Annotated in this window: 13 protein-coding genes and 3 pseudogenes; 4 read left to right on the top strand and 12 right to left on the bottom strand. The window is 37.8% G+C overall.

What is annotated here, in order from left to right:
• Positions 1-345: 345 nt before the first annotated feature.
• Positions 346-1392 (top strand): annotated as a pseudogene (locus P3T75_RS04685) (zinc-dependent alcohol dehydrogenase family protein).
• A gap of 148 nt (positions 1393-1540) precedes the next feature.
• Here the strand turns inward: P3T75_RS04685 and P3T75_RS04680 are convergent.
• Together P3T75_RS04680 and P3T75_RS04675 are read right to left on the bottom strand one after the other, a co-directional pair.
• The gene (locus P3T75_RS04680; protein WP_010740260.1) at positions 1541-1960 is read right to left on the bottom strand and encodes a flavodoxin; all 420 of its coding nucleotides are present in this window, start codon (positions 1958-1960) and stop codon (positions 1541-1543) included.
• A 34-nt stretch (positions 1961-1994) separates the two neighbouring features.
• Positions 1995-2648 carry an NAD(P)H-binding protein gene (locus P3T75_RS04675; RefSeq protein WP_010740261.1) on the bottom strand — a complete coding sequence of 218 codons (654 nt, stop codon included), beginning with the start codon at positions 2646-2648 and terminating at the stop codon, positions 1995-1997.
• A gap of 412 nt (positions 2649-3060) precedes the next feature.
• On the opposite strand from P3T75_RS04675, the pseudogene P3T75_RS04670 reads away from it, so the two are divergent.
• Positions 3061-3468: pseudogene (locus P3T75_RS04670) on the top strand (transposase); the annotation flags it as partial.
• 29 nt (positions 3469-3497) lie between these two features.
• Here the strand turns inward: P3T75_RS04670 and P3T75_RS13560 are convergent.
• The 10 genes and pseudogenes from P3T75_RS13560 to lacA all read right to left on the bottom strand — a co-directional run.
• Positions 3498-3764 (bottom strand): annotated as a pseudogene (locus tag P3T75_RS13560) (zeta toxin family protein); the annotation flags it as partial.
• 385 nt (positions 3765-4149) lie between these two features.
• Positions 4150-5049: an aldose 1-epimerase family protein gene (locus tag P3T75_RS04660; protein ID WP_010740263.1), complete on the bottom strand. Its 900-nt coding sequence runs from the start codon at positions 5047-5049 to the stop codon at positions 4150-4152.
• Positions 5050-5069: 20 nt separating this feature from the next.
• Positions 5070-5342 carry a DUF3884 family protein gene (locus P3T75_RS04655; RefSeq protein WP_002305107.1) on the bottom strand — a complete coding sequence of 91 codons (273 nt, stop codon included), beginning with the start codon at positions 5340-5342 and terminating at the stop codon, positions 5070-5072.
• Positions 5343-5364: 22 nt separating this feature from the next.
• The gene (gene lacG / locus P3T75_RS04650; protein ID WP_010740264.1) at positions 5365-6771 is read right to left on the bottom strand and encodes a 6-phospho-beta-galactosidase; all 1407 of its coding nucleotides are present in this window, start codon (positions 6769-6771) and stop codon (positions 5365-5367) included.
• A gap of 146 nt (positions 6772-6917) precedes the next feature.
• On the bottom strand, positions 6918-8624 hold the full coding sequence (locus tag P3T75_RS04645) for a lactose-specific PTS transporter subunit EIIC (protein ID WP_010740265.1): 1707 nt from the start codon (positions 8622-8624) through the stop codon (positions 6918-6920).
• Positions 8624-8941, bottom strand: a complete 318-nt coding sequence (locus P3T75_RS04640) for a PTS lactose/cellobiose transporter subunit IIA (RefSeq protein ID WP_002290550.1) — start codon at positions 8939-8941, stop codon at positions 8624-8626. The genes P3T75_RS04645 and P3T75_RS04640 overlap by 1 nt, the downstream gene beginning before the upstream one ends.
• Positions 8942-8968: 27 nt before the next feature.
• Complete coding sequence (gene lacD / locus P3T75_RS04635) at positions 8969-9949, bottom strand: tagatose-bisphosphate aldolase (RefSeq protein ID WP_002290551.1); 981 nt, start codon at positions 9947-9949, stop codon at positions 8969-8971.
• 2 nt (positions 9950-9951) lie between these two features.
• Positions 9952-10884 carry a tagatose-6-phosphate kinase gene (lacC, locus tag P3T75_RS04630; RefSeq protein ID WP_067627794.1) on the bottom strand — a complete coding sequence of 311 codons (933 nt, stop codon included), beginning with the start codon at positions 10882-10884 and terminating at the stop codon, positions 9952-9954.
• 10 nt (positions 10885-10894) lie between these two features.
• Entirely contained in the window at positions 10895-11410 is a 516-nt protein-coding gene (gene lacB / locus P3T75_RS04625; protein ID WP_010740267.1) for a galactose-6-phosphate isomerase subunit LacB, read from the bottom strand.
• A gap of 15 nt (positions 11411-11425) precedes the next feature.
• Positions 11426-11851, bottom strand: coding sequence for a galactose-6-phosphate isomerase subunit LacA (gene lacA / locus P3T75_RS04620; RefSeq protein ID WP_010740268.1), 426 nt, complete (start codon positions 11849-11851; stop codon positions 11426-11428).
• Positions 11852-12338: 487 nt separating this feature from the next.
• Between lacA and P3T75_RS04615 the strand changes: the two genes are divergently transcribed.
• Both P3T75_RS04615 and P3T75_RS04610 read left to right on the top strand, forming a co-directional pair.
• Positions 12339-13106: a DeoR/GlpR family DNA-binding transcription regulator gene (locus P3T75_RS04615; protein WP_010740269.1), complete on the top strand. Its 768-nt coding sequence runs from the start codon at positions 12339-12341 to the stop codon at positions 13104-13106.
• Positions 13107-13110: 4 nt separating this feature from the next.
• A complete protein-coding gene (locus P3T75_RS04610; RefSeq protein WP_010740270.1) occupies positions 13111-14130 on the top strand; it encodes an HAD family hydrolase in 1020 nt (339 codons plus the stop codon).
• Positions 14131-14223 lie beyond the last annotated feature (93 nt).

The raw sequence follows: 14223 nt of genomic DNA, 5'->3' as shown, positions 1-14223 counted from the left end.
TTTTTTGATATTCATATCATGACCTCCTCAATCTCTTACAAACATGATAAACCCTAGAGCGGACTCTAGGGCAAGCTTTTTGCTGGAGAAAGATGGAAGAACGATCATAAGCCCGTATTCTCTTATATTTTCCTGATAAATCCCGTTTCTTGTTAACCTCAATCTTTGACTATAGTCAAAATAAAAAAATCTATCCATGGAATCTCACACATCGATCTCCATTTTCGAAATAGTTTTCTGCTAGATTCCAGCTTATTAGCCTTGCCTTAAAGTGAACTCCATGGAGTACAATAAAAGAAGAGATTTTCGCAATGTATTTCTAAAAACAATATAGGGAGTGTTCTTATGAAAGTCGCAACATTTATTGAACCCGGGACAATGGCAATAAAAGAAACAGCAAAACCAGTTGTCGAAAAAGACACGGATGCCATCATCAAGATTGTCCGAGCTTGCGTGTGCGGATCTGACTTATGGTGGTTTCGCGGCATCTCCAAAAGAGAACCCAACAGCACGACTGGTCATGAAGCCATCGGGATTGTCGAAGAAGTCGGTGCCGCAGTAACTGCAGTCAAACCTGGTGATTTTGTCATCGTCCCATTCACTCACGGCTGTGGGGAATGTGCTGCCTGTAAAGCTGGTTTTGATGGCAATTGTACAAATCGAGAAGCTGGTGCAAATGGTGGTTATCAAGGCGAATACCTGCGCTTTATCAATGCACAATGGGCACTAATTAAAATCCCTGGAAAACCTGCCGATTATTCTGAAACTATATTGAATTCCTTTTTGGCTTTAGCCGATGTCATGGCCACAGGCTTCCATGCTGCAAAATCAGCTGAAGTGGTAGAGGGGTCCACCGTAGTTGTCATTGGCGACGGTGCCGTTGGTCTTTGCGGGATTATCGGAGCTAAATTGCTTGGAGCAACGCGGATCATCGCCATGAGTAAATACGAAGAGCGGCAAAAATTAGCCCGGGAGTTCGGTGCTACAGATATTATTGCTGAGCGTGGAGATAAAGGGATTGCTAAAGTAATGGAACTTACTCATAACGATGGTGCAGATGCCGTGTTGGAATGTGTAGGCACGGAAATGTCCATGGATACTGCCGCAAAGATATGTCGTACCGGAGCGGTAATTGGTCGTGTAGGCGTGCCACAAAAAAATGAAATGAATACCAGTGCCCTTTTCTGACAAAACATTGGACTAAGAGGTGGCGTTGCTTCAGTTACTACCTATGATAAAGAAATCCTCCTCGATGTCGTCTTAAAAGGCGAGATTGAACCGGGGAAAGTCTTTAATAAGCAATTTAATTTGGATGATATCCAAGCGGCTTATGAGGCAATGGATAAGCGGGAGGCAATTAAGTCCTTAGTCATCGTCAGCCAGATGGACTAGGATTCCCTAATAAACAAAAAGAGCCATAATCGTATTTTTCGCTTACGATTACGGCTCTTTTTTAGCGTCTATGAAAATCTATCAGATGATGCTATTTTCCGCCTCAGTATTACTGTCACTTGCAACCCATTATCGTATTGATTGCTCCTTAATATTCATTTTCAACAAAGCTTCCTCCAGCAGATTCGATTAGTTTCTTCATTTCTGCCATGGTAGCAGATAAAGGGCTAGAGGCACTCGTCGCAAAGGGAATCACCTGTTTACCAGTGAAATCTGGTTGGGCAAAGAGGGTGTGAATAATCATCGGCGGCCGATCCCACCAATTTGGATACCCCACGTAAATGCGATCGTATTGGGTGAAGTCAGGCAACTCACCGGAAATCGCCGGCATAATCTCCTGATCCTTTTCTTTTTCCCCTCGAGTAACGATATCATCATAGTTGGTTGAATAAGGTTCTACGGGTTGTAATTGATACAAGTCTGCAGCCGTTTTTTGCTGTAGTTGCATTGCAGCTTGTTGCGTCTTCCCTGATAATGAAAAATAAATAATCAATGACTTCTTAGACATAAGAATCACCGCTCCTCTCTAACGTTAACTGGACTTAATAAACTGGTCGATCTTCGCCTTGCGTATCCGGATCGGCAATCCCCACACTATCATTTGCCAAGAAACTAGGATCCGCGACAATTCGTAAAACCACATCCGCAATACTTTCCCGGGAACCAGAAACACCTAGATAGGGTTCATCCTTATGGGTAATGTCATACTTGATATCCCGATCATTCAGCCATGGCAGGCGCAATGTGGTATAAGTTAAGCCGGAAGTTGCCATAATTTCATCGGAGCGTAACGCGGATGGCAAGCCACTTCCAATGGTTTCTTGATTCCACCGACCGTATTCACCGGGCACTTCATTATAGATTCCCAAGACATTTGTATAAATCAAGCGCTCGACTCCGGCTGCTTTCATGGCGTCCACAACATATTGCGTTTGATGATTATCCGCTGTTTGATCCACCACACCCACAAACACGATATCTTGACCGGCTACAGCTGCTTGGATATCTGCCATGCTGTCGAGACTGCCTTCAATCAATGTCACTCGCTCATTATTAACAAGTTGATTTAAGCGAGACTTTTTACGCAAGAATAAAGTCAAGTGAACATCGGAAAATTGTGCTTCTGTTAAAATCCGTTGCTCAATAATTTGTGAAATCTGACCGTTCGCCGCCATAATTAGTACATTTTTTGTCATTTTATACCCCTCCAAAAATTATCATTAGCAGCATTCATTCAAGAGCTAAAATCGAAATTTTACAGACGCCTTTCATGTAAAGTGAGAGACTTCCTACTTCAGCACTTTTGTGATTACTGCTTGATTACAGAACCTAGTCTAAACCCTGAAGTAGACTCCAGAGCAAGTATTTTGTTTGTATGTTAGAGTGAAAACTTATTCCGGTCCAAACGACGCATCGTCCTGATTGTGATATTCTTTTTGCAAGGTAATGAACTTTCTAAAGACAATCTGATTTCAGATCAATCCATCTCCCACAAAACAAAGAAATAGAGTCAATAATCGTATTTCTTTTACGATTATTGACTCTATTATTTTTATTAACTTACGATAAATAATCTCCTGAGGTTTCACCAAAATCCTTCATCAGTTAAAAGATGCCGTTCTAGTAAAAAAAGCATTTAGCCGTATCAAACAACCTCTGACAGAGGTTGAGATTTTTCATACTGATCGTGGAAAAGAGTTTGATAACCAAGCTATTGATGAATTATTAACAACTTTTGACATCAATCGATCATTGAGTCATAAAGGCTGTCCTTTTGATAATGCCGTAGCTGAATCAACTTATAAGTCGCTGAAAGTAGAATTTGTCTATCAATACACATTTGAAACCTTACAACAATTGGATTTGGAGTTATTTGACTATGTCAATTGGTGGAACCACCTTCGGTTGCACGGTACACTTGGCTACGAGACACCGGTTGGTTACCGTAACCAGAGATTGGCGCAGCGAATCCTTGATAATGAGCTCGGATGTGCTAACGCTAGCGAGGCAGTCTAACTTTAACTGTTAGCTTCTGCCGAAGATCGTCACATCCGAGGAGGCTCATTGTCAAGGACAATCGGAATAGCATACGGAAAGAAGTTCTGCACCTTATAAAATTTGTCAAAAAAACTGTTGCCATTCCAATATGATTCAATTTTCGGTACTGCCGTGACGTACATTTTTGTTTCATAACCTTTAGATTGAAGCATTGTGGCTGTTTGGATAGGAACGTCTGTTGTTCGTCCTGTTCCTTCAATCACTAAATTATAGCCTTGATCGCTTAAACGGCTAATAAGTGCTTCTGTCATACGAACATAGTTGATTTATTCACCATACTTCCCATTACATCGTAAAACGCTATATTTAAGATTTCAAACAACTATATTAATAGGAAGAAAACTTCATTTTTCCTCTTAGTTCTATAAAAAGTGTGGCTAATTTGAGGCAAAATATTAAATTAAATTTGCCACAAATTAATGGCTCCACTATTATTTTAAATCAAGAAGTAGTAAATAATCTTATTTTTTTACTACCAGACTGTCTTTAGATATTAGCTTTTCGTCACCCACTACAGTTGACATAGACCCACAAAAAACTTAAAAACCTTGCGATGTAAGACTGGCACGGAGAAGACCAATCTATCATCACAAGGTAAGAGTATTCAAATCTTATTGAAGACTCAAATAATAACAAATTTTAATTAAGGATAGTAATATCATAGATTTTTCTAGAAGTTTCTTGAGGTGAAATTTTCGTTACCTGTCTTTTATCTTCTAAGAAATTACCTTCTTCAAGTGAAGTGGAGAGACCACTCCAAGGTTCCAAAGCAATGAATGGACTTTTATTAGTTGTAGACCACAGAATCAAGTTCGGAAAATCATCAAAATATACTCGAAGACCTTTACCAGACTTCCTTGACCGAAGCGTTACGCTACGAGACTTGAGCTGGTCAAGTGTAATGGCATCATGGGAAAAAAGTGAGTAGTCCAAATCGAGAATCTTTTGATTTTCCAAAAAAGGTGTCCGATCTTGCAAATCTAATAATCCTGTCTCAGGAAAACTCTTTGGTATCGAGCAAGACTCAACCTCACTAAATTCAATATAATAATCCTCATAGTTTTCACCTTCTACTAAAGGACAATTGAATGCTGGATGGGCTCCAATAAAGTAAGGCATTGTTTTTTCCATTTCCAAGTTCGTTACCTGAAATTCGGTTCTAATTGATTTACCATTCAAGGTATAAACAACTCTCAGTTCAAACTGATATAGGTAATTATCAAGCATCTCAGCATTTGGTTTAATACTAAAGGTCACGCTATTATCATTGACTTCTTCCAGAATAAATTCTTCTTTTCGAACAAAACCATGTCTACGAATAAGACCTGTAAAAAAGGGTCTTTCTTGAGGTCTATAAATAGCCCAATCATTTCGTAAACTACCACAGATAGGAAATAGAATAGGCGCCTGTCCATTCCAATAATTTGGATCAGCTTGCCAGAGATACTCTATCCCATCCTTGTCTTTAATCGAAGTCAGTTGACCACCAAGTGTTTTAAACTGAACAGTAAGATACTCGTTTTTTAATTCGATAGTCACAACTAATTCCTTTCTTTTTATTATTGGAAAGGCAAATAATTTACCTCGAAGTGAATAGTCTCACGTATTTCTACATCGAGTGATTGTAAAAATTCCCATTCAAATGCTGATAACTCTAAATCAGAATGGCAAATCCACTCTTTTCCAGTTGAAACATACCATTTACCACATTTTAGCAACGGGGTAGCTTCAAGCTCAGGAATCATAGGACAATCTTCGAAACTAACAATATATACCTTTTCAAATCCTGGTCTAAATAAGTGTTGTACTTTTTCTAAAGTATCGGATAACAATTTTTTACATTTTCAAGTAATATTACTCTATCACTTGAGTTTCTGCTACTTTCTTATACCAATGAGCTGATTTCTTAGGATAGCGTTCTTGCGTGTCAAAGTCTACATAGAATAGTCCATAACGTTTTTCGTATCCGTTTGACCATGAGAAGACATCCATAAGTGACCAGATGAAGTAACCTTTAACATTTGCACCATCCGCAATTGCGTCTGATAAAACTTCCAAGTGTTTCTTCACGTAATCAATACGACCATCATCATAAACGGTATTATCTACAAACTCATCTTTGTATCCAAGACCGTTTTCAGTGATGTAAATCTTCTTGTAGTTTGGATAATCATTTTTCACTCGCATGATTTGGTCATACAAGCCTTCAGGATAAATAATCCAGTCCCAATCCGTTCTAGGCACATAATCTGGTGCGATTCGGCGACCAACACCTTTAATCTGGTACTTAGAACTTCCTTTTTCACCCTTACCATTGTGAATGATTTCAGTCTCACCATCAAAGGTTTGCATCCAATCACTCATGTAGTAGTTGATACCAAGGAAATCGTTCAAATCTTTAGCTGCTTCAAGTGCTTGGAAGTCTTCATCACGAAGATCAAGTTCTCCACCATTTTCAGCTAGGATGTGGTTGACCCCTTCCATCGTTTTATCTGAATAGTGTCCAAGGTAGGTTGCATCCAAGATAAATTTGTTATGGATGATATCTTCTAACTCAGCGGCACGAACATCTGCTGGATTTTCTGGATCATAAGGGTATTTGGTTGGCAACGCATGTACTACACCAATTTCGCCTTTATAACCTTTATCTTTATACAATTTCACAGCACGTGCATGAGAAACCATCATATTGTGGTGTGATTGGAAGACTTTGGCAAGATCATATTGAATGCCTGGAGGGAATTTACCAACCAAGTATTGACCATCTCCAATTGGGCCAATTTCATTGAAAGTTGTCCAGTAGTTTACTTCTGGGAACTCTTCAAAACAGAAAGCGGCATAATCTACAAAGTGTTCTATATTTTCGCGGTTTAAGAAATCTCCATCTGAGTGAAGAACTTCTGGTGTGTCAAAGTGGTGCAAAGTCACGAATGGCTCAACATGACGTTTGTGGCACTCGGCAAAAAGATTATGGTAGAATTCAACACCTTTTTCATTTACTTCGCCATAGCCAGTTGGGAAAATACGAGACCAGGCAATTGAAATACGAATACCATTAACGCCATATTTTTCAGCTAATTCTAAATCAACAGGATATTTATGGTAAAAATCACTTGCAGGCTCTGCTGTGTACCAATAATTATCTTCAAGATACTTATCCCATGCAACTGGGCCTTTACCATCCGTGTGAGTCGCACCTTCTGCTTGATAAGCAGCTGTAGCACCACCAAAAATAAAATCTTTAGGAAGTGTTTTAGTCATAACTATAAATCCTTTCAAAAAAAGCATTTGAGACGATATTCTGAGTTCCGGAAACCAAGGAAATGAAATGAAATGCAATGATATGGTTAACAATATTATAAGGAACTGAAAGAATAATCTCGTCTCAAATAACTTTTACAAATTTATTAATCAAACTGTTGTTGAACAAATGCAAGAGCACCTTGTCCATCACGTGTCAATTTGATATATTGAGCTCCTTCAGTTTTTGCAAGTTTAATGCCCAATTTATCTGTTTCAGCCTTCATATCATCGAAGTTTGAAGAGACCTGTGGAGCCAAGATAACCAAGTCAAACTCTGGCAACATTTCACGGTGAGCACCGTAACTACCCGCTGCCGCTTTGACTGGAACATTGTATTCTACTGCTGCTTTGTTCAAGGCATTGGCAAGCAAGCCACTTGTACCTCCACCTGCACAAAGAACAAGGACATTAGTTTCTTTTGTTATATTATTGTTTGCTGCTACATCTTCTTTAGCAACGCCTGCTTTTCCAAGAACGGCATCTGCTTTAGCAGTATTGAAGTTTACAGCTACTTTTTCTTTAAGAGCATCGTTTGTTTTACCAGAACGTTCTTCTTCAAGAATTTGTTCATCGTATACCTTAACAAATGGGTAATAAATGATAGTATCAACAACTACCAAGAGTACGGCTAAGATAAATGATAGAACTTGGAAGTTAGTACCGAGTACAATTCCCAACGGACCAGGAGTAACCCATGGAAGGTTGGCAGAGAATGAGTTCATGTTCAATGTGTCAACAAAGAATTTAAAGATCCAAACGTTGACAATCGGAGCGAAAATGAACGGTACAAAGAAAATCGGATTCAATACGATTGGTGCACCAAATAAGATTGGCTCATTAACCCCAAAGAATGTTGGAACAACTGAGGCACGTCCGATGGCACGGTTACGTTCTGATTTACAAATCCACATGAACAAGAATGGAACAATCAATGTGGCTCCTGTTCCACCCATGGTAACAATAAACATTTGAGTACCAGAAGTGATAACTTTATCTGCATGTTGTCCAGCTTGGATAAGATGCAAGTTGGTATCGATATTGGCATAAGTGATAGCAGCGATTGCTGGTTCGACAATTGAAGGACCGTGGATACCAACAAACCAGAAGAAGGCATAAGCACCAAAGATAAGTGTAATTCCAAGGTAACCATCTGCAGCTGAGAAGAGAGGAGCAAGAAGGGTACCGATTGATTCTGCAACGGTTACACCAAGAGTTCCCTTAACAATGAGTTCAAGTCCATAAAGGAGAACAACCGATACAGTGAATGGAATCAAGTCTTTAAATACTTGAGAGATATTTGGTGGAACCTCTTCAGGCATACGAATAGTAACATTATTTTTCACACAGACCTTGTAAACATTAACTGTCACAAAGGCTGCAATAAATGCTGTCAAAAGACCTTTTGTTCCCATGAAGGCTGTCAAGAAGCCTCCTTCTTTTGCAGGCTCAGCTGCCATCAAAAGGAACCCTACCATAGACGCTAGCATCGTAGATAAGAAGTTAATCTGATTGGTCGCAGGTAGGTCACGGTTCATTGAGTCCGTCAAAGCTTTAGCGGTAGTACCACCAACAAAGAATGCTAGGATACCCATCGAATAGCTATAAGGAGTCATCAAGAAGGTCTCAATGTCTTTTGACCAGTGGAATCCCCAAGCATTTGGGACATAGGCAATAAGGATAAAGATAGATGAGAAAAGGATGACTGGCATACCAGCGATAAATCCATCACGAATAGCACGAAGATAGATGTTTCGAGAGATTTTCTCAAAGAACGGTTTCCCTTTCTCAATAAGTTCAATGAGTTTATGCATTATTTTGCTCCTCTTTTATAAAGTTCGATGAGGTGATGAATCACATCTTTTAATAAGACAGTAGTCATTAAGTGGTCCTGACCATGCATCATGGTAACGCTGTATGGAAGTTCCTCCCCAGAAGCTTCTCGAGCCAACATAGCTGTCTGAGAATTGTGAGCCTCTGCAATACAGCTTCCTGCTTCTACTACAAGACTATCTGCCTTAGCGAAATCACCATTTTCAGCCGCTTTAAGCGCTTCTAAAAGTTTAGAGCGAGCATCTCCAGCATAAGCAACAATTTCAAACCCTAAGAGAGTCATCTCTTCTCTGTTCATAACAATATCCTCCGTTTTATGTTTTTACTATACTTTATCAGTCCATGGACTAGCTGTTTTAACAAGAACTTTGTTAAGTTCATCAATATTTTCGAATCCAGTAGTACGCAACCATTCACGTGCTGCTTTTTCACCTTCTTTGATGTAAGGTTCTACAGATCCTGCCCAAGTAGCACGTCCACAAAGCACACCATTAAACTTGGCACCTGAGTCGTGAGCAAATTGCAATGTTTCTTGGAACAATTTAGCAGATACACCTGCACTTAGGTAGATGTATGGAAGGTTAGTCGCTTCTTCTTGTGCTTTAAAGAAGTCAGCAGCTTCAGCTTTACTGTAAACCACTTCACCATCAGCAAAACCTTCGACATATTTAACGTTAACTGGTACTTCTACTTTAAGAACATCAATGTTAAAGCGTGGATCAGAGAAAACTTTCATCGCTTCAATGACTTTGCGAGGTTTCACTTTTGCATATTCAACAGAACCTGCATCTGAGATTTCTTCATCATAAGCAAGGATTTCCAAGAAGAAAGGAATATCTTCAGCGACACATTCAGAACCAACACGTTCAATATAAGCTTGTTTTTGTTGGTTAAGTTCATCTGAGCTGTCTACATCATAGTAAAGTAAGAACTTAACGGCATCAGCGCCTTGCTCTTTGATACGTTTTGCAGACCAAACATCCAAGCAGTCAGGCAAACGTTTTGTACTTGATGTATCATAACCTGTTTTTTCATAGGCAAGAAGAAGACCTGCTTCTTTATCCAATGCTTTTGTTGCTGGAAGTCCATATTCAGGGTCAAGCAACATTGAAGAAGCGTATTTTGTAAGTTCATCAGCAACCAAAACCTTTAGTTCTTCCATTTGAGCTACAGTTGGTTCTGTATCTTGATACTGTGCCATCAAACGTTTCAAAGCACCACGTTGGTCAAATGCCAAAGCTGAGATAACACCGTTTTTATCTGAAATTTTTTCCAAAGATTTGCGTTTCTGTTCTGTAAGTACCATTTTTATACCTCTTTTACTCCAATTTGTGAGTTTAGTGTTTCGTAATTAGTCATATTCACATGCCCTGTCATTGTTTCTTGAGCATTTAACATACCCAATGTCATCGCATGTTTTAATAAGTCAGCGTCACTTTTTTTACTATTTAAAGCTGATGCAATACCAGCTACCGTTGAGTCCCCTGATCCGACTGGATTAACAACTGGGATATCAGGAATATCTACCTTATAGAAAACATCACCATGTTTTGCAAAGGCACCGTTTCGACCTAATGAGACCACTATCCATTCGATACCACTAAAAAGTGACTCTTTAAGAACGTCTTTGAGTTCTTCAATATCTTTTGTTACTTCTTTTCCAAGCAACTGTGAAAGTTCCTCATTATTAGGTTTGATGGCAGTAGGTTTAGCCGACGATTTTAGAACTGTTTCAAGAGGTGCACCTGAACAATCCAAAACGACTGCTACTCCTTCATCCGAAGCAAGTTGGATAAGTTTTTCATAATAATCGTTGGGAAGTCCTGAAGGTAAACTTCCTGAAATTGTCACAACTTCTGATTGTTTAATAAGATTGCTATAGTGGTCAAGAAAGCCTTCTGCTTCTTCATGAGAAATTGTTGGTCCTTGTTCCAAAATTTCTGTTTGGTTACCCTCGTGTAAGATAGCAATACAGTTTCTAGTGTTTACTGAGATTTTATAAAAAGCTGGACTAACAGGAGATTGTTCTAATTCGCTTTCAATAAATTCACCAATTTTACCACCTAAGAAACCTGTAGCAGTAACTTTATCACCAGATTCATACAAGACTCTAGTAACATTTAAGCCTTTTCCACCAGCTGTCTTACTAACATCTTTCACCCTATTCACTGTATCAATTTTCAATGTTTCTAGAGGATAAGAGATGTCTACTGAAGGATTTAGTGTGACTGTCAGAATCATTTGTTATACCTTAATCGTGGTAGTCACCACGGTCCCATTTTTCAAGGAATTCTGTAAAGAAATCTTCATCTGCTTGATGTGCATTATGTGTTTCAACGTGTTCGATTTTTGCAATCAATTTTTTATTTTCTTCTGTTGGTTTGTACTCAGCTTCAATGAAAGCTTCAATGATGTCATTCATAAGAAGACCACCAGTAATCATTCCACCGAAACCGATAACATTCGCATTTAACTCTTCTTTTGCATACATAGCTGATGTCATATCACGAACCAACGCTGAGCGAACACCTGGAACTTTATTGACTGCATTGTTAATGCCGACACCTGTACCACAGATACATACTCCCAAGTCTGCTTGACCACTTACTACTGCTTCACCGACTTTTTTACCATAGATAGGGTAGTGAGTACGTACGTGGTCATATGTCCCGAAATCAAGGACCTCATGTCCTTTTGATTTCAAGAATTCTGATACTGCCATTTTTTCATCTGTGACAATGTGGTCACATCCAATTGCGATTCTCATTCCTTAACTCCTTTCTTAACACATCTTGTTAAGCATATCTACTCGGATTTGATGACGTCCGCCATCATATTTACCACTGACGAAACCTTTAGCGATGTTTTTAGCAAGCTCATCACCGACGATTTCAGCGCCAACCGTAATCATTCGTGAATTGTTATGTCCACGTGTCATATAAGCTGAGCGTTCATCTGAAACTTCTGCTGCAACCATACCTTTAATTTTAGTTGCTACCATGAATGGACCAGCTCCATAAGCATCAATTACAATACCTAAGTTTTGCTCATCTTTATTTACTTCAGAGGCAACTGCCAAGGTAACATCAACAAAATCTTGTCCGTCCTTAGTCACATCAATTACCTCAAAACCTTCTTCTACAAGAAAATTTTTCACAACATCTTTTAATCTCGTACCTTTGAGATCTGCACCAACAACAATAGCCATTTTGACTACCTCCTAAATTTTAGAAAGAAATGCTACGTAGAAGTAGAAAACATTTTGCAAAATGTTCGAAATAACGTTTTCATCATTTCTTTGTTTATATAATATCAAACATTCAAACAAAAAGCAACGCTTTTTTGTTTATTTTTTGTTTTTTTATTTGTTTTTTAAAAAAATAGATAACACCGTTAAATTATTGTTCATTTTTGTTCATTTAATCCATCACAAAATGGACGTGAAATATCTATTCAAGTATTACAAAAGTCTTTTACTTTCTATAACTTACTGATTAAGAGGTCCTACTTTATTTTCGTCTTATACAAAATCTGACCTAAGCTAATATACGTCAATCCTCTGTTCTTATTTCATCATCTAACATTTGTTTTTGTTTGAAATTGTTTGTTTTACCTTGAAAATATTGTCTTTTATGATACAATTAAAAGAGAATTATCTTTGGAAAAAAATTACTTTATGAAAGAAGAGTTTTCATATGAACAAAAAACGACGATTAGAAAAAATTTTAGATATGTTAAAGATTGATGGGACCATAACCATAAAAGAAATAATAGATGAACTAGATATTTCCGATATGACAGCCCGTAGAGACCTTGATGCTCTAGAAGCTGATGGACTTTTAACACGTACTCATGGTGGTGCACAATTGCTTTCCTCTAAAAAGCCACTTGAAAAGACACATATCGAGAAGAAAAGTCTAAATACAAAAGAAAAAATTGACATTGCTAAAAAAGCCTGCTCTTTAATCAAAGATGGCGATACTATTTTTATTGGACCCGGAACTACACTTGAACAACTGGCATTAGAATTGAAAGGTCGTAAAGGTTATAAAATTCGTGTCATTACAAATAGTCTCCCTGTGTTCTTGTTTCTAAATGATAGCGAAACCATTGATTTATTGCTTCTTGGCGGTGAATATAGAGAAATAACTGGAGCTTTTGTAGGTTCAATGGCTTCGACAAATTTAAAAGCAATGAGATTTGCCAAAGCTTTTGTTAGTGCAAATGCTGTTACCCATAATTCTATTGCTACATATAGTGACAAGGAAGGTGTGATTCAACAACTTGCCCTAAACAATGCTGTAGAAAAATTCTTATTAGTAGACAGTACTAAATTCGATCGATACGATTTCTTTAACTTCTATAATCTAGATCAACTCGATACCATCATTACAGATAACCAGATTAGCCCTCAACACTTAGAGGAATTTAGCCAGTACACTACTATTTTAAAAGCGGACTAGAATTATGACTTATAAAAATATTGTTTTTGACCTTGATGACACTCTTTATGACCATCAACTCCCCTTTAAACGTAGCGTTGAGAAATGTTTTCCAACGATTGATATCCAACAAATAGATAACATTTGCAAACGTTTCAGATATTGGTCTGATGTTGCTTTTCCTAAATACACGAAAAAACTCATCAGTATTGAGCAGCTTAGAATTTTTCGCTGTCAGAAGACTATGGAAGAATTTGGCATCGATAGTATTTCTAGGACAGAAGCTCTAGACTTCCAAGCTGACTATGAATATGAACTCGATCAGATTACGATGATTCCTGAGATACATCAACTACTGCTGGCTCTACATAAAAACCACATCCCAATAGGTATTCTAACTAATGGCCCTGTTGACTTACAGAGTCGAAAACTCCAAAATATTGGTGCCTATCAATATTTTGAAAAGCAAAATATCATTATTAGTCAGTCCACTCACGGAGGAGCTGCAGAAAATAGCTATGAAGGTAATGTAAAAAACTTACAAAGTTACCGAAATGTCCAATTATCTAAAAGGGCTATAGAAATTCTTAAAGAGGAAATTGAGTTAAATCACCAACATATAAGATTCAATCCTGATTATAAAGATAATGGATGGATTTTTACTTCCAAAAGTCGTCATAAACCCGACTATAATGAAACACCTCTTCATTATAGTGTCCTTAACAATTTCCTCAACTCACCTGAAAATGGAAAATTAAATCGAAAAGGTAATCCAAAACGAGCAGGAATTGATATTGATAATAAACTTAGTTTTAATAAACATATTACGACCCATATATTCCGTCATACGCAAAAACAAACCTTAGCTATTCCTGTTTTACACTCCTTGTTACCAACTCATCTCAAGATTGTTCCTTTGAACTTAATAGATGACATCATCAATAAAATAGTAAAAAAATATCGTTTCAAGTATCAATGTAGACTACTTAAAAGGATATTTTATCTATTTTTGATCTATAGTATCAAGCGTTGTTATTCTCAATGAATGGGGATATTAACTGTGCCACTCATGTCCCCTTGCGTTTCATCTCCAAAAACCTTATTAAATAATTATCAATATCTGAAATAATAATCAGTG

Source organism: Enterococcus montenegrensis (assembly GCF_029983095.1).
GTDB classification, from domain to species: domain Bacteria; phylum Bacillota; class Bacilli; order Lactobacillales; family Enterococcaceae; genus Enterococcus_C; species Enterococcus_C montenegrensis.
The sequence above is the reverse complement of the archived record's forward strand: the minus strand, read 5'-3'. Positions and strand labels throughout refer to the sequence as shown.

What these genes read in the sequence shown, in the direction of transcription:
- P3T75_RS04680 (WP_010740260.1), bottom strand. Translation starts at nt 1,960, where the DNA reads ATGTCTAAGAAGTCATTGATTATTTATTTTTCATTATCAGGGAAGACG.
- P3T75_RS04675 (WP_010740261.1), bottom strand. Translation starts at nt 2,648, where the DNA reads ATGACAAAAAATGTACTAATTATGGCGGCGAACGGTCAGATTTCACAA.
- lacG (WP_010740264.1), bottom strand. Translation starts at nt 6,771, where the DNA reads ATGACTAAAACACTTCCTAAAGATTTTATTTTTGGTGGTGCTACAGCT.
- P3T75_RS04645 (WP_010740265.1), bottom strand. Translation starts at nt 8,624, where the DNA reads ATGCATAAACTCATTGAACTTATTGAGAAAGGGAAACCGTTCTTTGAG.
- P3T75_RS04640 (WP_002290550.1), bottom strand. Translation starts at nt 8,941, where the DNA reads ATGAACAGAGAAGAGATGACTCTCTTAGGGTTTGAAATTGTTGCTTAT.
- lacD (WP_002290551.1), bottom strand. Translation starts at nt 9,949, where the DNA reads ATGGTACTTACAGAACAGAAACGCAAATCTTTGGAAAAAATTTCAGAT.
- lacC (WP_067627794.1), bottom strand. Translation starts at nt 10,884, where the DNA reads ATGATTCTGACAGTCACACTAAATCCTTCAGTAGACATCTCTTATCCT.
- lacB (WP_010740267.1), bottom strand. Translation starts at nt 11,410, where the DNA reads ATGAGAATCGCAATTGGATGTGACCACATTGTCACAGATGAAAAAATG.
- lacA (WP_010740268.1), bottom strand. Translation starts at nt 11,851, where the DNA reads ATGGCTATTGTTGTTGGTGCAGATCTCAAAGGTACGAGATTAAAAGAT.
- P3T75_RS04615 (WP_010740269.1), top strand. Translation starts at nt 12,339, where the DNA reads ATGAACAAAAAACGACGATTAGAAAAAATTTTAGATATGTTAAAGATT.
- P3T75_RS04610 (WP_010740270.1), top strand. Translation starts at nt 13,111, where the DNA reads ATGACTTATAAAAATATTGTTTTTGACCTTGATGACACTCTTTATGAC.